This window comes from Micromonospora parva (genome assembly GCF_040649675.1).
GTDB lineage: Bacteria > Actinomycetota > Actinomycetes > Mycobacteriales > Micromonosporaceae > Micromonospora > Micromonospora parva.
In genome coordinates, this window is sequence record NZ_JBEZFX010000013.1 from 58,280 (window position 1) to 84,575 (window position 26,296).

The window sequence follows — 26,296 nt, forward strand, 5'->3', positions numbered from 1 at the left end:
GAACCCCTCCCCCGGCCGACCACCCGCTGTGGTGATCCGTCGCTGACCAGACGGGTTGGTCAGCTGATTTGGTTACCGCCTTTCCCAGAAAATTTTTCGGCGACGGTCGAGGGGGAACTGCTATCGAGGTCCGAGCCCCGTCTTTCCATCGATCAGCTCGCGCACGACGTCGAGGTGACCGGCATGGCGTGCGGTCTCCTCGATCATGTGAAGGATGATGCGCCGCAGGTCGGTGACCTCGTCGCCGAGCCAACCGGGATGACGCCCGCGCACCGGCGCGGACAGTGGCGTCGTGGCAACGACGGTGTTGGAACGCTCGCACTGTGCCCGGTAGAACGCGAAGACCACCGACGGTGGCCGTGGGGTGGTCAGGGGCGTGTGGTCGTCGTCGGGCCAGGCCAGCGGCTCGACGGAGCCGGTGGCGATCTCCTGGAACCAGTGTCGCTCGGCGTAGCCGAGGTGCTCCACGAGACCCAGCGGCGTCCAACCTGAGGGCAGCACCGCGGTGGTCAGAGCGTCGAGGTCAAGGCCGTCAACAATCGCGAGAACACTGGAACGTTGCGCCTCCAGGAACATCAACAGTGCGTTCTTCTCAGCGTCGTCCACCCGGTCCACGCCCTTTCTGGTCAGCATGATGACGGCTGGCACGGCACCTCGTCCGCCCTCCCGCCGGCGAATGCGGCACGCTAACAACCCGGGGCGACATTCTTCCGATCGACAGGCACGGCATGTCGATCGGAAGCGTCGTGGCGGACGGGCTCAGCCCGTCACACCTGGCTGGCCGGTGGTTCCGCTGCCGGTATCACCCCCACAAGACCCTCGAGCAGTTGCGCACTGCGGGCGCAGTCCGGATCCTGCACGATCGGCGGGACCGGAAGCAGCGTCAGGCCATGCCATCGCTGCACCGATCCCCACAACACCCGCCCGAGCGCGTCCCGTTGCGCCGGGAGAAGCTCCCGCTGCGCCGTCACCTGCCCCGGCGACGGCGCCAGCGGCCGGCCCAGCGCGGCGACGCTGCCCAGTACGCCCTCGTACCCCTCGATCTCGTCATAGCTGACGTGCGCGCCGGCGCTCGCGGCGAGACTCTCCATGACGATGCTGAGCGCCTGGTCCGGCCGGAGGGCGGTTCGGGCCCGAATGCCTCGTTGCACGTCCTTGATGGTCCGGAAATCGGCCGGTTTGAGCACCGGGCCCAGATTCACCTGATCCAACCGCCGCCACAGGTCGGTCTTGACCGCCGTGTCCGGGTCACCGATCCAGTCGTGCAGGAGCGGCTCGAGGTGCCGGGACCGGATCGCCCGCAGCGCCAACTGGCGGCACAGGTGGACGGCCGCGGCCGCGGCGGTCGCCCCGACCGACGGGTGCCCGCGCATTGCGTCGAGCAGCAGCGCGGCTGCCACCGCGGGCGCCAGCTCGATGTCCCGGGGTGCGCCCAGCCCGAAGGCCGCCGCTGCGTCGCTCGCGAGCCAGCGCCCGAGGGAAGCCTGGTGGTCCTCACTGGGCCCGGCGTCCCCGTGTACGACGGCACCCGCCCCGGCCAGCAACGCCTGGTACTCGCCCCGTGCCGACGGATCCACCGCGGATGACCGGTCCGGCGCCTGCGGGATCAGCCACGCCGGCAGGTCGAGAGCGAGGTGACGCCGGTCGGGGTCGCAGACGCTGATTCGTGGGGAACCACGGTCCAGAAGACGCCTGTCGACCTCGCACAGGCGGGGCTCGGCGGTCAGCGGAGGAGCCGACCCTTCCAGCCGCATGTCGAGCAGGATGTCGGACATGTACGCGCGGACGATGTACCGGTGCCGTCCGTCCGCCAGACGTTCGGTCGCCTCCTCGCCGATCACCTCCACCCGGAGCGGGTCGCCCAGCCTCAGCTGTTCGAAGCGCTGCAGGTTCGCCGCCGTGCGGACCAGCGAGACGGTGCCGTCCGGCAGCAGCCGACAGGACAGCTCGCGCAGTCGCTGCCGGCTGTTCGGTCGGCCCAGGTAGTGGTGCAGGTGCTCGGCGTCCAGTGGCGTCCAGCCGACCTCGGTGGCGGGCAGCCAGCGGGGCCGGTTCGTGCGCCGTTCGAGGCAGATGATGCCGGCGTCGGCACCGGTGCCGATCACTCCCACCGGCCTGACGGTGATCTCCTCGGCGGGTCGGCTCGGCTCGTCGGGCAACCCGAGCCGGACTCCCGCCGACCGGTCGGCGTACGCCCAGAGCGGTTGCCGCGTGCGACGGATCGTCTGGATGGCCTGGTCGACCAGGGGAAGCGGAAGGCCCGGAACGAGGTCACCGACGGCACCCACAGCCAGCCGGAATCCCCGGCGCAGCAGAAGCTCACCGGACGGCAGCACACCGAGCGGCTGAAGCACTGTCAGTTCACCCGGGCTCAGGTCGCGGTCGTGCCGGCGCCGCGAAAAGCGGATGGTCGTCCCGGCCACCACCTCGACCGTGACCGGCAGAGCACCCCCGCACAGCTCGAACAGCGCCCGACGATCCGCCGGATCCTTCAACGCCGCGACGAGCCATCCCGCCATGGAGTCGCTCCCGGCCGCCACGGGGACACGATCCGGCAGGCCAACGATGCTGAGGCCGGCCTCGCCCTCCTCGAGAAGGACCGTGTCACCGCGACCGACCACAGGTCTCTCGCCAGCCGACGTGACCTCGTTCCGGTCGGTGAGCCAGACCAGGGAGTCCTTCCGGTGAGCCTCGTCGGGCTCGGTGGGCAGGGTGGCCGACCAGATCCCGACCCCCACCCGTACGCTGCGGCGGGCGGTGTCGGTCTGCCCGATCGGCAGCAGCGCGCGCCGCCCCAGCGCGCCCCGGGGGCCGGCGATCCACTCGTGCAGCACAAGGCCGCCGATCTCGGTGGGATCGTGCCGCTGCACCGACAGGGTGACGCGGTCGCCGGGGGCGAAGCTCGACCAGTCCATACCGTCGAGGCTGTTTCCGTCCGGTGTGGACAGCATGGGACCGGTGACCTCGATGAGGCGGCCCGGAGCGACCTCGACCCAGAGGCCACTCGGACGGCCGCCGCGGTGGGTGACGCCACCCACCGCGTAGGTACGGGGGCGGCCGACCTTCCGACCGGCGCCGCCGTCGACCAGTTCGGTAGCGGGCAGACCGTACTGCCGTAGCTCGTCAGCGCTGTACCGCAGCATCCCGCCGCTGCCGAGGAACACCGGGTCGGTCCAGACCGTGGCGGACGGATTGAGTCGCTCGGTGGTGACCGTCTCCAGTCGCTCGCCCTGGCGGTACCCGGTCGTGCTGTCGTGATACTCCCAGGACGACTTGTCGCACCACTCCCGGATTCCATTCGCGCCACGGTCGAAGAAGGACACCTGGGCCCAACGGACCCGCGTACGCCAGGCGACCCCGTCGGCGTCGCGGCCAGCGGCGGACAGGGTGCCATCGGCTTCGCGGCGCAGGATGCCCACGCGAACGTCGCTGCCGATCCGCTCCAGGTGGTAGGAGTTGTGGGCTTCCCGCCGGACGACGCCCAGCTTCGGATGTGGCGTCGCGATCAGCTCCCGGGCCTGGGCGTCCGGGGTACGCCCCCGACGGGAGGCCGGCACGATGACCGACGGGAGGCCGACGACGGTGTACGAGCCCCGGCCGAGCGCTGTCGCGCCGTCATCGCGCCGGCTCAGCAGGTTCTGCATCGGCAGCAGCTGGACCGGCCGGCCCTCCCGTGGCAGATACGCCGCGTCACCGAGCAGCGCCTGACGGACCATGAGTGACCGGTCTGGCCCGCGCAGCAGACGGACGATCGATCCGTTGCGCGCCTCGTCCGCGTTGGCGACGGCATCGGCGCTGAAACGGAACACGACGTTCGGCCGCACCTCGAACTCGATCCGGTCGCCCTGCCGTACGACAGTGGCGAAGCACGGGGTCTCGTCGTTGGCAAGCCGGCTCATCAGGGCGGCGTGCGGGCGTCCGGGGCCGCCCACGATCGAGCCCTCGGCGCGATTGTCAGCCGGATGAATGCGCGTCAGCTTGACGAGGTAGACGGCGCCACGCAGCGGGTGGGTTCCCGGCTCGGCGTTGCGGTGGATGTGCTGCAGGAGCGCCTGCCGGCGGGAGAAGTCACGGCGCAGCACGGCGACCTCGAAACCCGTCCGCGATCCGCCGCCGATGAGATCGCCACCGCGCAGCGTGAGGGCGACGTCGTTGGGCAGCGGGCGGATCTCGTCAGCGGTCAGGAACAGGCGGCATCCCTGCGGAAGCTCACCGTTGTCGAACGTCGGACTGATGAAGTGGAACTCGACCTGCGCGCCACCGCTGCGCCTGAACTTGTCGACGTCGAGCCGGACGAGCGCCTGGTTCGGGCGGTCCGGCCGGGCCTCGCGCCGTTCCGCCTGCCAGGCGTCGGTGATGCGGCGGCTGGCCTCCGGCGCCAGCCGCAACCGGCGCAGCACCACCGTCTGGGTGTCCCGGTAGACCGGGCCGTCGGCGGGTTGCTTGCGCCAGCGGACGTGCAGCGCCTTGATGCGCGGGCGGCCACCGTCCTGGTCGGCGACGATGTCGGCGAGGTGGATGACCTGGTTGGCGGCCTCCCGGTGGAGCTGCGCGTACCAACCCCAGCGGATGTGTTCCATCCGGATGTCCAGGACGAGGTCCTGGGTGCCGGCACGCTGGTCGATCAGGACGTCGGTGACGAAGTCGCCGTGGAAGAGGGAGACGGCGTTGTCCGCCGCCGGTCTGCCGTCGATGGTGAGGGCCTGCTCGTTCAGTTCCAGCGTGTGGCCGTAGCCCCACTCGAACCGGTGCATCACCCCCTGCGCCGTCTCCCGGCGGTCGACGTAGTGCAGCCGCGCCCCGCGCAGATCCGAACGAATCCCGAGGCGGATGCCCTGTCGCTGGAAGTGCCGGAAGAACTCCGCCATGGAGAGCGCGGGCGCGGTCCGGTAGCTGGCGAACACGCCGCCGGCCAACTCCAGCAGAACGACCCGCACATCGTTGCTGCGGTACGCGACGGCCACCCAGGGCTCCTCGCCCTCGGCGAGCGGGATCTGCCACGTCGACCCTCCGGTGGGCGTCGGCACCGTCCACTCCGTCTGCAGGGTCACCGTGGAGCCGCTGAGCGTCGCCGTCAGCGGGGAGCGCTCACCGGCGAGATAGCGGTAGTAACCGTCGGTGCTCGACTGCCCCGGAGCGGGGGTGGCGGCTGGCTGCTGCGCGACCCCGGTGGAAAGGCTGAAGCTGCGCCGGACCACGACATGTCCCGGATCCACGTCCTCGAGCGCCACGTCGACACCGACGACCCGGGAGAACGGACCGGCTTGGACGTAGCGCGTCTCACCGTGCACCTCGGCCGATCCACGCCGGTCCGCATACCGGACCGCCATGCGACGCCGGTCGCGGTCCGGGTAGACCCGGGACATCTCGACAGTGCCAGCGCTCAGCGCGGGTTCCTCGCCGTTAGCTCCGACCGGTCGCAGATGCGCCGTGGCGGAGAGGTCGTCGTACAGGTAGAGGACCGGCCGGTTGGTCGACTGGGCCAGCGCCTTGCGCTGTCCTCGCCACTGCACGACGCCGAGGCCGATCGCGTCCGACGGAGGAACCTCGTTCTGGTACTCCCAGACCGCCCGGACGCGAATACGCCGGCGGTACGCGGTGAAGATCCAGCCGTGCCGGCTACGGCGGCCACGCACGATCGCGCCGACGTCGGTCGGCGGGCGGTCGAAGTTCTCCCGGCGCAGAGAGCAGACCGCGATGTCGACTCCGAGGTCGAGCAGGACCGTGTAGACGTCGGCCCGGCTCCGGGTGATCGGCGCGTCGACCACGATGCCGCGCAACTCGTGCTGCCGCACCAGGGCGTCCTCGCCAGCCTCCCGGTCGGCCTCGGCGAGACCCGCGGTGAGGTTGATGTTGGGTACCGGCGCCGGCTCGCCGTCACCGGTGGGCAACTCGAAGGTCCGCACGTCGCAGACCTGGGACTGACGGTTCTGTCGCAGGCGCTGATGCACCCGGTGTCGGGCGGAGACCGGCCCGAGCCAGATCGACTCCGCCTCCACGTCGACCGCGATCCCCTCGACGGTGTAGCCGCGCCGCATGCCCCACTGCGGTTCCGCCACAGTGGTGCGGAGTTGAACGACGTGCCCGTCGGCCAGATCGACGAGCCGTTCGAAGAGCTCCCGATCCGGCCGATCCGGCAGGTTGAGATGACGGGCCGGCACGACCCGCCCGGCGACCTGCCGCCGCCGCTGCTGTTCCTCCCCCCAGGCGGAGGGGGTGAAGCGGCACAGGGTTCCGGGCGCGTCGAGCCCGGTGACGACGACGTCCGGAAGGTCCGCCAACCGGGGGTCGAACCGCCACGTGCCGTCGACGAGGCGCGCCTCGTGGTCCGAGCCGTCCCGGAACAGGTCACGCCACCGCAACGCGCGCACGTCGAGCGCATCCTCGGCCGGCCGGCCGGGTTCCCGACGCAGGCGCAGTCGCGGCGCGCCGACGTCGTCGCCGTACAGATCGGCCGTCACGACAAGGCCGCACGGGTCACCGGCGGCCTCGCGGACGGCGGCGAGGAGGTCCGCGCGGTCACCGTCGTCCCAGACCTGGTTGTCCAGCACCACGTTGCAGCCGGGGCCGGCCGAGAACCGGATCGAGCGGCCCTGCCGGACGAGCTCGACCACCACCAGCCGGATCGGCGCCGGTTCGCCGCGACCGGTGAGTATCGCCAGGAACTCGACGTACTCACGGTCGACGGGCAGCCAGTGCTCGCCCTCCCATCGCGCGAGGGCCGGGTACTCGCCCACCGGCAGCTCCTCCAGCTCACCGAGGAGATCGGGATCCCAGCTCCGCCGCGCCTGCTGCGGAAGGGCCGCCACATCGAACGGCATGGCGTCGGCCACCCGGACGACGAGGCGTCCGGTGGCCGGCCGCTCGATCGTCGCGGGCCGCAGGTCGCCGACGACCGGCAACGAGGCCAACCGCTCGATCGGGCCCGCTGCCGCCGGTCCGGCGATGCTCCGGCGCAGCGGAACCGCCACCTGGTCGCCGACCCGGACGGCGTCGACCGGCGGCGGCACCGCCAGCGGGTCGGCCAGACCGCAGTTCACCCAGACCTGACCGTCCTTGGCCGCGCAGACCATGCCGATGACGTACGAGGGGTCGTTTCCGAGCAGGCGCCCGAACTGCTCGGGCGAGAGCCGGAACGGGTCTTCGACGCTCGCCCCCGAGAAGGTCCGCAGTTGCGGCGATCGTCGCGAGTGGACCCGGAGCACGCCGTCCACCGGGTCGACGGTGAGCCCGGCGAGGAGCCGGGGGTCGACCAGGCCGTGTGCCCCCTCATCCTCGTCCACCGGGATGCTCAGCTCCGTCAGGCGGAGGTTCTGATGGGCGTCCTGCCACAGTTGCAGGACGAAGTCGGACAGCGTGTGCCCACCGATGACGACGTCGGCGGGACCGAGCTCGAAGACGAGTCGCTGCATCAGCATGGTCAGCAGCGCGTTGCTCCGCCGAACGCCGAGTGACTGCCACGGGTTGTTGAGCAGGCGCTCCTGCTGGTCCACCGACTGCCGCTGGTACAGGCCGCGAAGCAGACGATGCCGGAGAGCCTCGGCCAGGTACGGCGGAAGCACCGCCTTCGGTCCGAGCCGGTCGAACATGAGCCAGCGGTCGAGTGGGGTGCCGAGGCCGAACTCGATCTCGGTGTCGATGATGTCCTCGAGGACCAACCGCTGCCAGGAGTGGCCCCCGATGCCCTGGGCGAGCGCGGCGAGCAGGCGCATCCGGACCGGCCGGGACAGCTCGCGCACCTTGGTCACGGCGTTGATCGCGGTGCGCCACTGCTCCACCCAGTCGGTGCGCTCGGCCTCAGAGATCACGTCCGGCTCGGTGAGGAGGGCCGCCAGACGCTCGGTCAGCAGGGCGAGCTGGACGCCGTGCCGATCGTTGACGAGACTGGGGTAGCGTCGCCAGCCGTCGGCAGTGAGCGGCGGAACGGCCAGGACCTCCCACTGGTTCGAGACGCGGGACGGATGAACGTCGCGCTCGTACCACGGCGTCAGCGCGTCGCCCTCTTCGGCACGCCGGAAGTGCAGCCGCAACAGGGCTGCCGGTCGCTTGGTCAGCGATGGCGGAAGGATCTGGACGGCGCGGATCAGGACCCGCTCGGCGAGGCTGAGCCCACCGGCCACCGGCTGCCGCCATCGCCCCTGGCCACCGGTGTCGAGGTCCGGCACCGTTCCGCTGAGGGCGTTCTCGATCCAGCCGGTCACCAGGGACACCCCCGGTCGGCCGCGCAACCACCGCTCCTGCTGTGGCAGCGCCTCCTCGTGGTGGTCGGCGAGCAGCAGATCCGCGAAGACCGACGGCTCGATCTGGGGGTACCTGCCGTCTCCGGCCCGCTCGTATTCCCGGTAGGTGTGCAGAGCCAGCCCGGCCAGCGGGAGGGACATCGAGGGGTTCGGCGACTCCAGGCGGTACGCCAGCTCGCTCAGGAAGGCCCGGTGCCGGGTGTCCGACAGCACGTCCGCGGCGTGCAGGACGAGTGCGGCGAGATGTTCGGCCCGGCCGGCCTCGACGCTGCGGAGCAGGCGTACGGCGGTGCACACCGCGAGCATCAGCCGCAGCAGCAGGACGGAGTCACCACCCATCGGGAACAGTGAGTCCCTGATCTGCTCGTCCGGATCTCGGGTGAAGCGGGCGTTGTACGCGCTGTTCTGGCGGTTGAACCACGGCGACAGCACGGCGACGGAGAACCAGCTCGACAGTTGCAGGGGCCCGGACCGGACGATGAACTCCACCGGCTTCTCGTTCCCGGTCCGCAGTCGGGCGAGCGACGCCGCGCTCGTCTGCCACGCGTTCAGTTCGTGGGTCGGCAGCGGGATCCGTACCCGGATCGGCTTGTTGATCTCCCGGTGGGGTGCGATCCACCGGTGCGCCAGCGCGTCCGCCGTCCCCTGCGGATCGATGTCGGCCGACAGCTCGTCCAGGACGGCCTGCCAGAGAACCATGGCGATGGTGGCCGGATGCTGACCGGACAGTCCCAGCCGCGACAGGACCTCCGACGCGGTCGACGGATCGGGTCGCCCGCGCCGCAGCCGGCGGAGGTGCGACAGCGTCACGACCTCGTTCGAGATCAGGCCGGCCGCACCGGGCGCCGGGCCGGCCGGAGCGGACGTCCCGGGGAATCCGAAGGTGAGTCGGGCGATCGCGGCAAGGAGGTCCGGCTCCTGGAACGCCGCGCCGATGCGCGGATCGAGGAGTTGGGTGACGACGTCGTCGGAGCTCATCAGCTCGTCGCCGACCATGGCGGCGAGTTCCACGGCGAGCAGTTGCGCTCGGCGGCCGCAGTGACCGGCGAGCGCGTCCCGGCTGAGCTTGCCGATCGTCTCGTCGACCACGAGTCGCGCGGACGCCGGGATGCGCCGTGCCGCCTCGACGCAGGCGGCGAGCACCACCACCTCGGAGCTGAAGCTCTCGATGTCGAGATAGGGGTGCGCCGCGCGGCCGGGACGCACGCGCGCCAGCGCTCGTCGTGCCGCCTCCGACAGGTGACCCGCGACGGTCTCGGCCGACCGGGCCGTGAAGATGGCTTCCACCGCCTGCGCCACCGCGGTACGGATCGATGCGTCCAGCACTGCCAGCGTGTCGTCGAGCGCACTGCGCGCCAGGGCCGCCGTGCCCGGTTCGACACCGGGCCGCACGGCGACGGCCAGCACCTGCGGGGCGGCGTACCGGCGCATGGCCGGTTCACAGTTGGCGAGCTGACGCAGAGCCGCGTTCAGCAGGTCAGCGCCGGAGTGTCGCGAGGTGAGCGCCTCCGTGATGGAGATGAACGCCTCCGCGTGATGCGGCGACGCGTGCACCGCCGAACAGAAGTACCAGGTCTCGATCATGCGCACTCTCCGTCGGGGTGAGCCGGAAGGTAGTGAAGGACGCGTCTGAGTTCGGCGATACGGTCAATGAGCACCTGTTCGGTGCGGGGGTCCACCGGCCGCAGTCCCACCGCCATCGCCACGGCGGACGGCACGTCCGGCGGCCCGGTCAGAAGCTCGATCAGATCCGCGCTCATCGGGCAGGCGCGCAGGGCAGCCATGTAGGCGTCGGTCAGCCGGTCCGCGGGTCGGGCCGCGCGCACGATCGCGGCGGCCACGCCGATGCGCCCGGTGAGAAGTGCCGCTTCCCGGCTCAGTTCGGCCGGTGTCGGTGCCGACGACGTGCCGTCCCCGTCGCCGGGGGTGGCGGGGCGGCTGGCCATGACCCGGACCAGGTCCGCTATGGCGCGGCCGGCGAAGGCGGACCGCCAGCCGGGCAGTTTCGGGCGCGCGGCCGGATCGCGGAGGGCCGCCAGCACCAGCGCCTCGACGACCGATTCGGTCAGCGGGGCGGGCAGGTCGGTCGGTGCCACCCGGCGATCACCGATTGAGTCCAGCCACCTGCCAACGTCGGCGTCGAAGGCGCAGGCCACGGTCAGCCCGGCAACCCAGCCGGCGCCGGTGCGCCGGGCGCCGGAAGCGGTCAGGAACTGCGGATACCAGCCTGGCAGGAAGTCGCGGACGGCACACATCAGGTCGGTTTCCGCCACCCGGCCGTCGCCGTCCTCCAGCTCGCTGATCACCAGATCGGCCAGCAGCGAAGGGGAAACGCTGTCAAGGTCCGGTCCGGCGTGGCCGGGCAGCGGCGGGAGCACGGGCTTCAGCCCGCGTCGGACGGCCTCCTGGCGCAGCCGGTGCACGACAGCGGGCAGCACCGGCGTCGCGGGGGTGCTGCCCGACGGCAGCGGGGTGGCGGTGGTCGGCCGCTCGCCCGGCCGGAAGCGGGTCACCGTCAACCAACCGGTCCCGTCTCTGGTCAGCACCTCGGCCAACCGCTGTGCCGTGAGCATGGCGTCGACCGGCGTCGGGGCCCGTACGGCGACCACGACCGAGGACGCGGGGAAGCGGTCCCGAAGGTACGCCATCCAGGCACGGCACAGGCTCGCCGTCGCGGCGTCCGGGCCCTCCGCGGCAACCTCGACGTCGACGCGGAGCACGAAGGCGCGATCCTCGTCAGGACCGCCCGCGTCGAGAAACGCGGAGTCGGCGTCGGACAGCCGCCATGGATCGCCCGACCGCGCCGGCTCGACGGTGAGCCATCGACGCTGCGTGACGGTCATCCGGGAGTGCTCCCGAAGCACCAGCTCAGCGTCGTTCAGGTCGGTCGCCAGGTCGGCATTCGACGGCTCCGCCACCACGCCGTGGGCCGGTGTCCGGTCCAGGATCCACCGCAGGTCGAGCCGGACCGCCGTACGCTCGCTGCAACCCGGCACCAGCCGACCCGGCGACCAGCCGGACGGGATCACGTACCCCGCCAGCTCGTAGGCCTTGGTGGCGTCGGCCGCCGGGCCCGCGACAAGCCGGCGGCCGGGTTCGTTCACTCCGGTCTCTGGGCTGAAGTAGCAGGTGGTCGGCTCGCTGTCGGACGATCCCCGGTCCTTCATCCCGGCCAGCACCGTGGTCGAGAGGTCGGCGAGCGAGGGGGGCCACACCGCCGTGTCGGCCCGCCTCAACGCGTCCAACAGGGAACGGGAGAAGAGCCCGCCACGGTCACCGTACGAGTACCCGGCGGCGCGACGGGGCGGTGCCGCGTACATGATCGCCTGCCAGCACTCGCTCTTGCCCTCGTCCTTCTCCGGCAGCGACTCGGCCCTCGGGAGCCGCGCGTTCGGCAGGCGGCACGCGTCCACGGTGAAGACCTGCCGGCCGAAGCCGGGCAGGAACTCGGAGCCGCAGAGCGTCACCAACTCCTCGAAGCTGATGTTGATCTGGTGTGCCGCTGTGGCGTCGGCGAGGAGGAGACGCGACTGCAGGTCGGCGTACCAACCATGGCCAGCCCAGAACACCCACAGCAGGTCGCCGTCGTGCTGCGGCAACCGGAGGATCTCCGCGCGAACTGCGGCGGACGTTGCCGGACCGGCGACCTCCAGGCCGTGCGGCATCGGCGGAATCTCCTCGGCCGACAGCAGGAGCCGGATGTTGGCCGCCGGAACACCGAACCTCAACAGGACCTCGGCGAAGCCGACGGCGTCGTCGGCGATGCCCTTGCGGGCGAAGTCAGGGCCGAGATCCGGGTAGTCCTGCACCCCGACGACGAGTGCGAACGTCCGCTGGGAGAGGCCCCCGGGTACGAGAGCCGGCGCGGTGGTCATGGGGCGGCCCTCCCCACCTCCTTGACGAGTGACGCGAGCAGGTCGTAGAAGTCCTTCCGGTCGAAGTAGGCGCTGTGGGCCTCCGGCATGACCTCGTTTCCGGCGATCTCGACATCCTCCACCCGCCCCGGGAAGATCGGTTCGGCCAGGTAGGACAGGAGGTCCCGCCGGTGGTGGACGTTGAGCCAGCGGGGCACCGAGCCGGGCAGCGGCTCGCCGGCGTCGAGACTCGGCAGTGCGCCCATCTCGTGCAGGAGCGGCCCCTGCGATCCGACAGTGACGAGCGCCGCGACAGCGGGCAGCGACCGAAGGACGAGCGTGTCCAGCGCCGCGATGCCGCCCAGGCTGTGCCCCACGAGGACGACCGGACCGGCCGCGTCCCGGACGCAGTCGGCGATGAGCCGCCGGATCGCTTCGCCGCGGGCGAGGTAACGCAGGACGTCGCCCACGAACGGGTGGGCGCTGTCACTGAGCGAGCCGCGCCAGTGGTCGAGCGCCCACGCGCCACCCATCCGCATGGCGAGCTCCGCGCTGATCCTGGCCGCTGTGCCCAGTACGCCGAGCTGACCGCCTTGAAAGGCGTCGATCACCGACTCGACGAGCCGCCGCCGATCGGCGGGCACCAGGCGTGTCGTGGTGGACTGGTGGCGCAGCGTCTCCGCGATGATCGCTTCGGCCAGCGCGTCGACCAGCTCACCCCAGGCGGCGTCGCCCTGGGATTGGGCGATCGCCTCGCGGGCCGGTGCCGAACGCAGCACCGAGTCCACCGCCACGTCGAACCCCTCGGCGAGCCCGGTCGCGACCAGATCCTCGTTCAGCGTGGTCGCCTGCGACATCTGGGCCACCGCACGGGAGATGCGGTCCGCGTTACTGAGCTGCCCCGGCAGGCGAGGCGCCGGACGGGTGCGAGCGCTGACCGCCGCGCAGACCCGGACATCATGCAAGGGATCCAGGTCCAGGATGGTCCATCGGGCGGTCGGCCACCCGGACACCGGGGACTGTGCGGTGGTGCTCGGCCGGTATCGGGGGATGGACCTGTGCGGGGCCGGTGGCGGAGAGCCGAGCCGGTCACCCCAGAGACACGGGATGACTGTCGTGTCCGGACACCGGTCTCGCATCGCCGCATCGAACTTCTTGAGCACGGGCTCGTACCGTGAGGTGCGCGCGCCCGTACCGTGCACGAAGATCAAAGTTGTCATGCGGCGATCACCCCCCGTGTCCAAGGGAACCATTGTGATTGGAGGGGACTCGGCATAGAAACGTCTGATTGGGCGATGTTTTCGACCCCATGACCGGTCCCGGCGGGGCGCAGGTCACGGCCATTTCGAGGTCAACTGGACCGGCGACGGCACACAGGCCGTCCAGGTCGTCGTGCCGGTCTGACCCGCCGGGCACCGGCGTCACCTGACGTAGTCGCAGGTGGGAGTCGTGTGCACGCGCATCAGCGCGAGACGCGGATGGCACGGTTGGGCCGCGTCGGATGATGACGGTGCCTGACAAAGGCAGCGACGTTGACCGGAGCGGTGAGCGTCCGAGCAGGTGAGTCGGAAAGCCGACGGCAGTCCTGGGGGCGCCGGCGACGAGATGCTCGACGCCCCCGGTGACGAACGACGTCAGCAGCCCAGTCGTTTGGTGGAGAGCGCGATGTCGTCGATCCAGAGGTCGAAGTCGCGTGGTGTGGTGCCGCCCTGATAGAGCTGCCAGCCGATCTTCACTGTGTTCACCGTCGGCAGGACGAAGGGCACGTCGTTGCCGCCGTGATCGGTCGTCGACGCGCTCAGCCCCGGGATCGCCACCTCGTCGATCCACACCGTGACGCGGTTGTCCGTCGGGTCGAGCTTCCACTCGAAGCACTGCCAGGTGTCCTCGGCAACAGGGGCGGACTCCCGCCAGTTGGTCCAGTCGCCGGTCGGGCCACCGTCGGCGCCCACGCCCCAGAAGATGCCGGGGACTGTGGGCGCGTACTGGCCGCCGACCGGCCGGACGACCTCCGCACTACCGGTGCCGGTCGCCTCCACCAGCGTGAAGTGCGCCCAGTCGGGGGCGGTGGGGAACGCATCGACGCGCAGCCGCATCCGGCCATAGAAGCGGTTGCCCGGCGCGGCGAAATCGTCGACCCGCAGGAAGGCCCGCCCGTTGTCGACCGTGTGCACGTGCAACACCTGGTTGCCGTGGCGGGCACGCTCGACGGTGAGCGTGCCGTTGCGGGTGTCGACGCCCCAGTCCAACGTGCTGGCGCCACCTCGCGGCAGGCGCTCGAAGTCTTCACAGAAGAGCAGGCCACCGGCGCACGAGCGGTGGGAGGCGCCCGACGCGCCGGCCGGGACACTGCTGGCTGTGGTGCCGAGGATCAGGGCAGCGGTGATCACCGCGAGGGAACGGCGCATGGTCATCCTTCATGGCGTTGGGTCCCTACCGCGCGGGCAGGGCCGGATCAGTGCTTTCGGACATCACGATCGCTGCTCATCCCGTCACCGGTTCGGGTCCGTCGTCGTGACGCGAGGGACGCCTCCGACGTGTCGGAGGTTGAACGCCTCGGTGCCGGTGGGAACACGTGGCCGCATTGACGTACGGCGGACATCTGCCCGTCGTCGTGGAGATGGTTCGGCGGTGCGGCGCGCGTCCGCCGGGGCGGCGCTCTGCCAGCACTGTGCTGCTCCCGCGCTGACCGTTCCCAGCGCGGTTGCCCCCACGCTGCAGCGATGGTCGCCATTTCAGCACACCTGCGGCCGCTCGGGCAACATCGACAGTCGTCTGTGGTTGTGGTCCTGTGGGGCGATTGCGATGGGCGACCGCTGGTGGCCAAGGGGTGGAGGTGCGCAGCCGGATAGGGTCTCGGCTGTGACAGCAGTACCGCCACCGACGGGTCCGTTCCGGTGGGACCTTGTCTCTCCGGCCCAGCTCGGCGCGCTCCTCGACGCTATCCCCGAGCCCGATCTGTGGTTCCTACCCGACCTGCTCGAGTGCGCCGGCAAGGTCCTTGCCCGCAGCGCCGACGCGGACCTCTACTTCGTCGGCCGCTCCCCCGACAGCAGCGTTGGCCGCCCTCGCCGAAGCCGTGGCCATCGTCGCCTACGGCCGCTCGCCCGAAGGGCGAGCCGGGCTTACCGCCGCGATAACCGGCGAACCCACCATGCGCCAGCCATGGGTACGGTCGCTGGTAACCGAACTACGCCGGCCCGTCACCACCCGCCAGACCTGACCGGTCCCCACTGCGGCGGAAACCTTCCGACAACCCCACCGTGTTCCGGCCTCTGCCGCGCCTGCGAGAACTTCGTCTCGATGATCCGCTGTCCGGCGGCACGTCGCTGGTCAGGGCGTTCCCCCTGCGCCACCACCTGAATCGAAGTTCGCCGCGTCGCCATAGACAGCGTTCTCCGCGATGGCGGCGGAATAGCGCTCGGGGACACCTCGACCCCGCTCGAAGATGTCGCGACCAGGGCGCGGCGATCTACGCCGTATCGCGCGCATGGCGGACCGCGCCGCCGCCACCTTCTCCTCGGCGGTCTGTGGCCGACGGCGTCTGCGCCGATGAAGCAGGACTGTGCCGCCCGTGGCGAGCCCGATGCCAGCGAGCAGGAGATACCACCACATGTCCTCACAGTAGAAGGGGCCCGCATCTACGCGGGTACCCCGCTGGCAGCCGCGATCCCGGTGGTCCGCGCCCCGTCATTGCCGGCGGACTCGCCGCCCTCGCCGCTGTCCGTTAACCCGGAAACCGCGCCTCGCTCAGGAACCGGCGACCGCGCCACTGTCGGTGGCGGGCACCTGAGGGCGGACCTGGGCACGGACCTCTGCGATCGCGTCGGCCAGGACTTCCACTCCGTCGACGATGGAGCGTTCGGTGAGGGTGGCGTAGCCGAAGATCAGCCCGCCGAGCCCGGCAGGGCTCACGCGGTACCGGGAGACGCCCTGCACGACCAGTCCGCGCCGGGCGGCGGCGGCCACGACCGACGCCTCGTCGAGGTCCTGCGGGAGCCAGGTCACGACGTGTTGGCCCGCCGCGACACCGACCGGCTCCAGTTCGGGTAGCCGTGCGCGCAGCGCGGCCAGGAGTGCGTCGCGACGGCGGCGGTAGACCGGGCGCATGCGCCGCAGGTGCCTGTCGAATTCGCCGCGGGTGAGGAAGTCGGCGAAGGTCAGTTGGTCGATGACGGGAGAACCGCGGTCGGCCCGTACCTTGGCCGCCGTGATCTCGTCGACCAGGTGTGCCGGGGCGAGCAGCCATCCCAGGCGCAGCCCCGGCGCCAGGGTCTTGCTCGCCGTGCCGCAGTAGACGACGGTGTCGGGTGCCAGCCCCTGCATGGCGCCGACGGGCGCCCGGTCGTAGCGGTACTCCGCGTCGTAGTCGTCCTCGATCACCACGGCGCCGCGGCGCTGCGCCCAGCCGATGACCCGGGCCCGCGCGGTGGCCGACAGGACGCCGCCGGTGGGCCACTGGTGCGAGGGCGTCAGCACGACGACGTCCGCGTCGGTCCGTTCCAGCTCCTCGACGAGGAGGCCGTCTGGCCCGACCGGGACGCCGATCACGTCCAGGCCGGCCACGGCCGCGACGAGGCGGGCATCGTCGTCTGCGGACGGGTCCTCGACGGCCAGCCTGCGCGCGCCGCGCGCCGCGAGCACCTGGAGTATCAGCGCGACGCCTTGGCCGTAGCCGCTGCAGATCACGACGTTCTCCGGACGGGCGGATGTGCCGCGGACCCGGTTGAGGTAGTCGGTCAGGGCGACGTGCAGTTCGGGTACGCCACGCCCGTCGAGGTAGGCGAAGCGTTCGTTCGGGGTGGTGGTGAGGACCGTTCGCACCGAACGCAGCCAGGCGGCGCGTGGGAACGACGACACGTCGGTGCGGCCGTACCCGAAGTCGATCTGTGCCGCCGGTTGGTCAGCGCCGCTCCGACCTGCCGGCGGTGGGGCCGGCTCGACCGCGACCCGGGTGTACCCGCCCGCCCGACTGGTGAGGTAGCCCTCGGCGACGAGTTGCTGGTAGGCCTCGACGACGACGCCGCGGGCGACGCCGAGATCGGCGGCGACGGTGCGGGTGGGCGGCAGTGACGTTCCGAGACGCAACCGGCCGGCCCGGATGCCGCCCCGAATCGAGGCGGCGATCTGCCGGTGCAGCGGTTCGGCGGCGGACCGGTCGACATGGATGAGCAGGTCCTCCGCGGTGCTCGAATTGGTCCTGATCCGCCCCATGGAATCGGACCTTACCGGGTGTACCGATTTCCATCAGGCTCAGATGTATGACGACAACGACCAGTCCCCGCTTCGACGGCCGCGTCCTCACCCCCGGTGATCCGGGTTACGACGCGGCCCGCACCGTCTGGAACGCCATGGTTGACCGGCAGCCGCGGATGATCGTGCAGGCCGCGAGCGTCACCGACGTGGTGGCCGCGGTGCGCCTGGCCCGCGACCTCGACCTGGAGATCGGCGTACGCTGCGGCGGGCACAACGTGGCCGGCTTCGCCGTCCCCGCGAACGGCCTCATGATCGACCTGACCCCGTTGAACGGCGTTCGGGTCGACCCGATCCGGCGACGCGCCCGGGTCCAGGGTGGCGCGCTGCTCGGCGCACTCGACCGGGCGTCGCAGCCGTACGGCCTCGCCACGACTGCCGGCAACGTCTCGCACACCGGGGTCGGCGGCCTGACCCTCGGCGGCGGCATGGGCTGGCTCGCCCGCCAGCACGGTCTGGCCTGCGACAACGTCGCCTCCTACACGATGGTCACCGCGGACGGGAAGGTGGTCACCGCGAGCCGAACCGAGAACCCCGACCTCTACTGGGGCCTGCGCGGCGGGGGTGGCAACTTCGGCATCGTCACCGACTTCGACTTCCACCTGCACCACATCGGTACGCGGACCCTGGTGGCCGAGTTCGACTTCCGCGCCGAGGACGCCGTGCCGGTGCTCGAAGGCTGGCGGGACCTCAACGCCGTCGCGCCACGGCAGGCGACCTTCACCGCTGATGTCCACGACACTGCCAGCGGCCCCATCGCCACCGTCGGCTTCGTGTGGGTCGGCGACCCGGCACCGGGTCTCCGGTTGCTGCCGGCGATGCGCGCCCTCGGGCGCCCGGTCGCTGAGCGGGTCACCACCCCGTCATACCTGCAGTTGCAGCAACGCGACGACACCGTCGGCGGCCACGCCTACCGCCGGTACTCCAGCGCGCACTACCTGCGGCGGTTCCCCACCGCCGCGATCGAGGCGTTCCTGCTGCGCGGTGCGGCAGACCTGCACGCCGGCACCCACCTGCCCGGCGTCGGCCTGCAGGCGCACGGTGGCGCGATCGCTGACGTCGCGGATGCCGACGCGGCGTTCAGTCACCGCGGCACCACGTTCGAATTCGGCGCCGGCTCCCGCTGGACCGATCCGGCCGAAGACGACGTTCGGATGGCAGCGGCGCGCAGTGCCGGAGCGGCACTGCGCCCGTACGCCGACGGCGTCTACGTCAACTCACTCGCCGCCGACGAGGGGCAACACGGGGTACGCCGCGCGTACCCGGCCGCCAAGCTCGCCAGGCTCACCGCCCTCAAGACGGTCTGGGACCCCCACAACGTGTTCCACCTCAACCACAACATCCGGCCCCACAGCCGGTAGCGCGTACCCCCTGGCAGCGCCGACGCCCGCCGGCAGGATCCACCGCGCACCGGCGGGTCACCGCCTCGACGCGCGCCGGGTGGAGGTCACTGTGCGGTTGGGCGGTGGGCGGGTTGGAACAGTTCGATGAGGTTGGCGGCGGGGTCGGCGAGCAGGATCTGGCGCCCGCCGGGGCCGGCGATCACGTCGCTGCGGAACGACACCCCGTCGCCGCGTAGTCGGTCGATCTCCGCATCCAGATCGTCGACGATGAGGTGGATGCGGTTGCGTCCGGCGTCCGCGGCGTCGTCGGGGGTGGCGCGGGCGCCGGAGCTGGCCGGCCCGGACAGCAGCAGCCGCAGCGGGCCGCGTACGACGTCGGCGAAGGCGGGCACGGCGCTGGTGTGCACTGTGAAGCCGAGGTGGGTGGTGTAGAAGTCGATGGCCGCCTGGACGTCATCGACGATGTATCGGACGCTGGCGTGCTGCTCAGTCGCTGTCATGGCGGCATCTCTCCGTGAGGTTCGGGTGGCGTTGAGGGCAGGCAGCAGGTGTCTGGCGTGGGTGTCGATGTCGGCCGCAGTGCGCTGAGCGGCGGGTAGCTGGCCTGGTCGGTGCCGCCGCCAGAGTGCATCGAGTGTCTAGGATTCACCACGTGTCCGGATACCGCGACTTTCAGTCAGGCGTGAGATTCCTGCCGACACTGGCGATCGCTCCCGATGGTGACTCGATCGCCTACGTCGATGACGCCAACGGACAATTCAACCTGGTCACCCAAGCACTGTCGACTGGCGACACGCGACGTCTTACCGCCGGCACCGACTCGACGGTCCGTCGGGTGGCATGGCATCCCGGCGGTGAATGGCTGTTGTTCCTCGCCGACGACAGCGGGGACGAGAACACGCAGCTGTACCGGGTCGACGCTGCTGGCGGGATCACGGTGCAGCTAACCGACGCGCCGGACGTGCAGTACTCGGCTGCCCTCGGCGACCCGTTCTCCCCCGACGGCCGGTTCATCGCCTACTGCGGTAACGACCGGAATCCGGCCGACCAGGACGTGCTTGTGCACGACCTGTCGACCGATGAGGTACGCCGGATCTACACCGGCGGCGGCAGGGTCTACCCCGGGCACTGGTCCCCCGACGGGTCCCGGCTCACCCTCGCCGAATGGCGGACCACCAACAGCGACCACCTGGTCCATCTCATAACTGTCGACGGTGCCCAACCGCGATCGTTGACGCCGTACGACGATGTGGCGACCTACTGGTTGGGGCCGTGGCTGAGAGACGGCAGCGGATTTCTGGTGCTGTCGAACGTCGGTCGGGAGTTCACCGGGCTCGCGACCATGGATGCCGAAAGCGGCGCCCTCACCTGGCTGGACACCCCGGATTGGGATGTGGAGGAGGTCGCTCTCTCGGCGGACGGCCGGGTCCTGGTCTGGAACGTCAACGTCGACGGCTTCTCCCAACTGCGCGGGCGTGACCTCGTCAGCGGCGTCGACATCCGCATGCCGGAACTGCCAGCTGGCACGGGGACCGGCCTCACCGTGTCCGGCGACGGGCGGTTCGTCGTGCTGCGGCTGTCCACAGCAACCCGACCATGGAACATTCTCCTGATTGATCTGGAGCTTGGAGAGCTCAGGTGGCTGAGCAACGTTCGGCCGGTCGCGGCCGACTCCGCCACCTTCCGGGAGCCGACGTTGGTTCGTTATCCGGCGCAGGACGGCCGCCAGATCCCTGGCTACCTCTACCGTCCTGAAGGACCGGAACCAGCCGGTGTCCTGATCTCGATCCACGGTGGTCCGGCCTGGCAGGAGTTGCCGGTCTACATGCATGACGGCTTCTACCAGTATCTCCTGGCACATGGCATCGGCGTCTTCGCTCCCAACGTGCGGGGTTCTCTTGGTTACGGCCGCACCTACTCCGACCTCGTCAACCGCGATTGGGGCGGTGGCGATCTGACCGACCTCGCTGACGCCGTCGCGTACCTGCGGGCGCAGGAGTGGATCGACCCGAATCGCATCGGCGTCATGGGTGCCTCCTACGGCGGCTTCGCCGTGTTGTCGTGCCTCAGCCGGCTGTCGGAGCTGAACTGGGCCGCCGGTGTCGATTTCTATGGACCGAGCAATCTGGTCACCTTGGCCAAAGCGTCACCGCCGACGTGGCGCTCGTTGGTGGCCGCGGTGATCGGTGACCCGGAAGCCGATGCGGATCGACTGATGGCGCGCTCGCCGGTCACCCACGCCGACCGGATCCAAGCGCCCCTGATGGTCGTCCAGGGCGCCAACGATCCTCGCGTACCACGGCAGGAGAGCGATCAGATCGTCGAGCGGCTTCGGTCCCGTGGCGTCGAGGTGCGCTACGAGGTCTTCCCAGACGAAGGCCACGGCCTGCTTCGCCGCGACAACCAGGCGAGGGCCTTCGCGGATGCCGGCGAGTTCCTCATCAGGCACGTGCGCGGTCGCAGCGGCTCCGTTGGCCAGAGCGGGCACTCCATGGACGACCACCCCGAGGAGAACGACAGTTCCTCTCCCCTGCTCGGCCAGTGAGTCCGCCGGCCGTACGGCCCGCCACCAGGGGTTCCGCCCACCGGTGGCCGCTACCGCCGGTGTCGAACGTCCTCGCCAGCTGGGTCCTCCCTACCCGAAGCGGATCGCCCTCGTTCAGGTGACCCAGTGCGTGGGCCAGGAGCGAAGCCCGAGCCCACGAACTGGGTCAACGGCGGGTGGGGCGCGCTACGGCTTCAGCACGATCTTTCCTCGCGCGTGGCGGGACTCACTCAGCTCGTGGGCGGCGGCCGCTTCCTCCAGGGAGAAGACGGCTGCGACCGGCACCGTGAAGCGGCCCCGCTCGGCGAGTTCGCCGGCGGCGGCGATCCCTTCGAGAGACGGTGAGTCCGCGCCGGGGCCAGAGCCACGCGACAGGTGAACGCCGTACGCCGGGGCGTTGATGTCCGCGATGCTCACCACCCTGTCCGGGCCGGAGACCAGCCGGACCAGGTCGGGTATCGAGCCGGAGCCGGCACAGTCGAGTACCGCATCCACTCCGCCGGGCAGCAGCGCGTCGACCCGCCCGGCCAGCCCAGAGCCGTAGGTGGTCGGGATGGCCCCGAGCGAGGCGAGGAAGCCATGGTTGCGGTCGCTGGCCGTGCCGATGACGGCCGCGCCGCGAGCGACAGCGAGTTGGATCGCCGTCGTGCCGACCCCGCCGGCCGCACCCTCGATCAACAGCGTGGTGCCGGCCCGCACGCCCAGCAGGTCGAGCACGCGGGTGGCCGTCTCGATGTTGCCGGCCGCGCCGCCCGCCTGTTCCCAACTCAGGGCGGCCGGCTTCCGTGCCCACGCGGCCAGGACGGCGTATTCGGCGTTCGCTCCGCCCATCTGGGCGTAGTCTGTGATCCCGAACACCTCGTCGCCTGGCCGGACCGTGGTCACCCCGTCACCGATCTCGTCCACCACGCCGGCTGCGTCGACGCCTGGCACGTGCGGCAGGCGGAGCGGAATCCATTCCTGGAATCGGCCGGCGCGGACGTATGTGTCGGCCGGATTGACACCCGAAGCCCGAACCGCCACCCGGATCTGCCCGGGTCCGGCGTGCGGTTCCGGTGCCTCCGAGACCGCAAGCACACTCGCGGGACCGTACTGGGAAAATTGCAGAGCCCTCATGTGCGGGGACGCTAACGCGCCTGCGCCGTCCGCCTCGCTAAAGTGAGAGCAGTGACCGCCCATTTGTCTCACACCCTTCGCTCCGACGCGCTGGACAACCGGGAGCGCATCCTCGACGCCGCCCGCGCGGTCTTCGCCGTTGCGGGTCTGGACGTGCCGATGCGGGAGGTCGCACGGCATGCCGGAGTGGCGCCGGCCACCCTGTACCGCAGGTTCCCGACCAAGGAGATGTTGGTCACCGAGGCCTTCGCAGAGCAGATGTACGCCTGCCGCGCCGTCGTCGACGAAGGTCTCGCCGATCCGGATCCGTGGCACGGTTTCTGTCTTGTCATTGAGAAGATGTGTGAACTGAACGCACGCGATGGGGGTTTCACCGCGGCTTTGATCTCGACGTTTCCCAATGCCGTGGATTTCGACGCGCGCCGCGAATACGCTCTCCGGTCGATCGCCGAGCTGGCCCGCCGGGCCAAGGAAGCCGGCCGTCTGCGCCCCGACTTCGCCCTGGACGACGTCATCCTCGTACTCATGGCCAACAGCGGTATCCACGCGCCGTCGCCGACCGCCAGGGTCGCCGCCTCCCGGCGCTTCGCCGCGCTCGCCATCCAGGCATTCCGCGCCAGCCCGGATGCCTCACCGCTGCCGCCTGCGGCGCGGCTGGCGCCCCCCGCACCGGTGTCGCGCGGGCCAGCGGAGCCCGGCGACGAGGGCGGCCTGGCCGCCGGTTAGCCACTGCCCTGGCCTCGGTCGTCGTCTCTGGCGCGGGATGGATCTCCTCGTCGCTCTGGGTGAGGCCGCCCCGGGCGCCCACCGTCAAACCACGCAGTCCGTGGGGCCGGGCCACGACGTGCTGCGTTGACCCGGCAGCACAGCGTAGTTAGCGTTAACAACCCCCGTCCACATCAGAGGGAGCCATCCACCGGTCAAGGAGGGTCCATTGAGACTGCGACAGCGAAGGCCACGTCTCGGGTTGAGTCGGAGAGGTAGAGGTGTCGCGGTCCTGGCACTGGGTGCGCTGCTCTCGGTCTCGTCCGCGGCGGTGCCCGCACACGCTGCCGAGGAGCAACTCGACGACGGTCTGGTGCACCATTTCGCGCTCGACGAGACCAGTGGGACGACGTTGGTCAACTCGGGTAGCGCGGGATCGGCGGCGAACGCCACGCTGGTGAACCCCGAGAAGGCGACCTTGACCGGCGAGGGTGTCAGGTTCAACCCCGGCTCCTACGAGAGCGCCCTCGACGGCGCGTACGTGAAGCTGCCGAACGACATCACCGCCGGCATGTCCAACCTCACCGTCGACTATGACGTCTGGGTTGACCCGGCGAACGTCGGCGAGCACCAGATGTGGGGTTTTGGTCGCAAGTCCGGCTCGTGCGACGTTGACACCGGCGCCGAGGGCTCGATCTTCGCGTCGAACACCCAGCGGTTCCGCGTCGCGGTGGGTCCGGCGAACCTCCAGCAGAACCGGGTCCGCATGCTGGAGGGAGCGTGGACGCACGTCACCTTCACCCAGTCACTGAACTCGACCGGTACGAGTTGGACCGGCAGGCTCTACCTCGACGGCGTGCTGCACGCGACGTCGACGAACCTGACCACGCCGCCCTCGGTGAACGCCGCGGGGACGAACTGCAATTTCCTGGGTCGCTCGCAGACGTCGGGCCACTATTCGTTCCGCGGGACGATCCGAGACTTCCGGGTGTACGACCGGGCGGTCAGTCTCGACGAGACACTCGCCCTCGCGCAGCGGACCGTCTCCGACGGAGTCCGCGCCGACACCGACGCCATCGATCTTGGCCTGACCAGTTCGATCGTCCGTGACATCACGCTGCCGAAGGTGGGCTCCGTGGCGGGCTCGACCATCACGTGGACGAGCTCCGACCCGTCGGTCGTCGCGGTCCACACCCCGCCGGCCGTCGCCAGCGCCCGCAAGGTGGCGGTGACCGGCAGGATCACCCGGCCCGCGCAGGGGCAGCCGGACGCGACAGCCACGCTCACGGCGACTGTCCGCAAGGGCGCCCAGGAGGTCGGCACGCGGGACATCCCCGTCGTGGTGAAGGCCGAGTTCGACGATGCGCAGGCTGTCGACCGTGACACCTTCGACCTGGCCCTGAACACCACCAACGACGTACGCGGGAACCTCGACCTTGCCGCCAGGGGCGAGTTCGGCTCCACGATCACCTGGCGGTCGACCACCGACCTCGTCACCCCGACGGGTGTGGTCACCCGCCCGGCCTTCGGCCGTGCGGATGTTGCCGCCACCCTGACCGCGACCATCACCAAGAGCGCGACCTCGCAGACGAAGTCGTTCCCGGTGCGCGTCGTCGCCATGCCGCGCTCCGAGGAGTACGAGCGGTACTTCATGGGGTACTTCAAGGGTGAGGGGATCGCCGACGGCGAGCAGATCATGTTCGCGACATCCAACGGGAACACCGCGCTGGACTGGACCGGCCTGACCGGGGGTCGGCCGTCACTCATCTCCCAGCTGGGCGACCAGGGTCTTCGTGACCCGCACATCGTCCGCTCACCCGACGGCGACACGTTCTACATGATCGCTACCGACCTGAACTGGTACGACCAGGGCGGGTACGCCATCAACGACACCCAGTACATCGAGGTGTTCGAGTCGCACGACCTGGTGAACTGGACCCCGCAGCGGCACGTGAAGGTCGCGCCCGACAACGCGGGCAACGCCTTCGCGCCGGAGTCGCTGTGGGTGGAGGAGATCGGCGCCTACGTCGTGTTCTGGGCCCAGTCGCTGTGGAGCGACCCGGTGAACCGCACGGGTCAGGGCAACGCGCAGATGTGGTACGCCACGACGCGGGACTTCCAGACGTTCTCCGCTCCCCAGGTCTGGCAGAACCCGGCCCCGCTGTCACGGATCGACACGACAGCGATCCGGGTCGGCGACAACTACTACCGCGTGACCAAGAACGAGGCCGGCAACCAGGGCTCGGACATCTTCTCGGAGAAGCACACCGACTTCCTGGACAGCAACATCGACAACTGGACGTTGGTCGCGCCGGCGCTGGGGCGCACGACGTGGGTCGCCAACCAGGGGTACGAGGGACCGGTCATCTTCAAGGCCAACCCCGGTGACACCGCCTGCCCCGGCCAGTTCTACCTCTGGGGTGACCGGTACACGAACGGCGGTGGGTACCAGGCCGCGTGCCACGAGAACATCGAGGCGCCGACCTGGAACGCCAAGGCGATCACGATGACCAACGCGGGTGTCGTCCGTCCGCGTCACGGCACCGTGATCCCGCTGACCGTGCGCGAGTGGAACGACATCCGCGGGATCCCGAACAGCGACGTCGCGACCACCACCGAGGTGGCCGTCCAGCCGTACGCGAGCGGGGCCCAGGCGACCACGGCCACCGTGACCGTCACGGCAGCCGACGGGTTCGAGACCGGCGGTCAGGTGCGGCTCAGTGTCGGCTCGTGGTCGACGCTCGCCCACCTGAGCGACGGCGCGGCCACTGTCACGCTGCCGACGGGTCTGCCTGCGGGTGCCCGGACGGTCAAGGCCGAATACCTGGGCTTCGACTACCTGAAGGCGTCGGAGGGTACGGCGTCGTTCGAGGTGCCTTCCGGTACGGCCGCCGTCAAGGTCCACGCGAAGGCCACGCCGGCGTCGGTTGTCCGCGGGGACACGTTCACGCTGAACGTGAGCGTGGGGCCGACGGGCGGGCCCAAGAAGAACGCTCCGACCCCGACCGGCGAGGTCACCGTCACCTTCGGCGGCACCGTGCAGGTCGTGCCGCTGGTGGACGGTAAGGCCGTCGTCGAGTTGCCGACCGCTGGTCTGCGGCGCGGGACGTACCGGGTCCACGTCGCCTACTCCGGCAACCCGACCTACCAGCCCCACGCCGGCGACTACCAGAAGTTGACGGTGCGGTAGCCAGCCCAGGAACCCGCACCGCTGAAGGGCGGCGCAGGAAGGAGCGGGTG

Annotated in this window: 12 protein-coding genes; 4 read left to right on the forward strand and 8 right to left on the reverse strand. The window is 70.5% G+C overall.

The window, feature by feature from the left end:
- Window positions 1-120: 120 nt before the first annotated feature.
- The 6 genes from AB0C03_RS27720 to pdxR all read right to left on the reverse strand — a co-directional run bounded on the left by AB0C03_RS27720 (window position 121) and on the right by pdxR (window position 17,308).
- A complete protein-coding gene (locus tag AB0C03_RS27720; RefSeq protein WP_209444530.1) occupies window positions 121-648 on the reverse strand; it encodes a DinB family protein in 528 nt (175 codons plus the stop codon).
- 119 nt (window positions 649-767) lie between these two features.
- On the reverse strand, window positions 768-9,824 hold the full coding sequence (locus AB0C03_RS27725) for a hypothetical protein (protein ID WP_156057444.1): 9,057 nt from the start codon (window positions 9,822-9,824) through the stop codon (window positions 768-770).
- Window positions 9,821-12,115, reverse strand: coding sequence for a caspase family protein (locus AB0C03_RS27730; protein ID WP_357639834.1), 2,295 nt, complete (start codon window positions 12,113-12,115; stop codon window positions 9,821-9,823). The genes AB0C03_RS27725 and AB0C03_RS27730 overlap by 4 nt, the downstream gene beginning before the upstream one ends.
- The gene (locus AB0C03_RS27735; protein WP_156057446.1) at window positions 12,112-12,951 is read right to left on the reverse strand and encodes an alpha/beta fold hydrolase; all 840 of its coding nucleotides are present in this window, start codon (window positions 12,949-12,951) and stop codon (window positions 12,112-12,114) included. Before AB0C03_RS27735 ends, AB0C03_RS27730 begins: the two co-directional genes overlap by 4 nt.
- 777 nt (window positions 12,952-13,728) lie before the next feature.
- The gene (locus tag AB0C03_RS27740; RefSeq protein WP_209444531.1) at window positions 13,729-14,502 is read right to left on the reverse strand and encodes a hypothetical protein; all 774 of its coding nucleotides are present in this window, start codon (window positions 14,500-14,502) and stop codon (window positions 13,729-13,731) included.
- Window positions 14,503-15,844: 1,342 nt separating this feature from the next.
- Window positions 15,845-17,308: a MocR-like pyridoxine biosynthesis transcription factor PdxR gene (gene pdxR, locus AB0C03_RS27745; protein WP_357639837.1), complete on the reverse strand. Its 1,464-nt coding sequence runs from the start codon at window positions 17,306-17,308 to the stop codon at window positions 15,845-15,847.
- Window positions 17,309-17,355: 47 nt separating this feature from the next.
- Between pdxR and AB0C03_RS27750 the strand changes: the two genes are divergently transcribed.
- A complete protein-coding gene (locus AB0C03_RS27750; RefSeq protein ID WP_357639840.1) occupies window positions 17,356-18,708 on the forward strand; it encodes an FAD-binding oxidoreductase in 1,353 nt (450 codons plus the stop codon).
- An 86-nt stretch (window positions 18,709-18,794) separates the two neighbouring features.
- On the opposite strand, the gene AB0C03_RS27755 is transcribed toward AB0C03_RS27750, so the two are convergent.
- Complete coding sequence (locus AB0C03_RS27755; protein ID WP_210857636.1) at window positions 18,795-19,190, reverse strand: VOC family protein; 396 nt, start codon at window positions 19,188-19,190, stop codon at window positions 18,795-18,797.
- A 560-nt stretch (window positions 19,191-19,750) separates the two neighbouring features.
- Between AB0C03_RS27755 and AB0C03_RS27760 the strand changes: the two genes are divergently transcribed.
- Entirely contained in the window at window positions 19,751-21,235 is a 1,485-nt protein-coding gene (locus tag AB0C03_RS27760) for a S9 family peptidase (RefSeq protein ID WP_357639843.1), read from the forward strand.
- A 186-nt stretch (window positions 21,236-21,421) separates the two neighbouring features.
- Here AB0C03_RS27760 and AB0C03_RS27765 read toward each other — a convergent pair whose 3' ends face one another.
- Window positions 21,422-22,351, reverse strand: a complete 930-nt coding sequence (locus AB0C03_RS27765; RefSeq protein WP_357639846.1) for an NADP-dependent oxidoreductase — start codon at window positions 22,349-22,351, stop codon at window positions 21,422-21,424.
- Between the two features lie 51 nt (window positions 22,352-22,402).
- On the opposite strand from AB0C03_RS27765, the gene AB0C03_RS27770 reads away from it, so the two are divergent.
- A complete protein-coding gene (locus AB0C03_RS27770) occupies window positions 22,403-23,077 on the forward strand; it encodes a TetR/AcrR family transcriptional regulator (protein WP_036411170.1) in 675 nt (224 codons plus the stop codon).
- Between the two features lie 310 nt (window positions 23,078-23,387).
- The gene (locus tag AB0C03_RS27775) at window positions 23,388-26,246 is read left to right on the forward strand and encodes an immunoglobulin-like domain-containing protein (protein ID WP_357639849.1); all 2,859 of its coding nucleotides are present in this window, start codon (window positions 23,388-23,390) and stop codon (window positions 26,244-26,246) included.
- The last annotated feature ends 50 nt before the right edge of the window (window positions 26,247-26,296 follow it).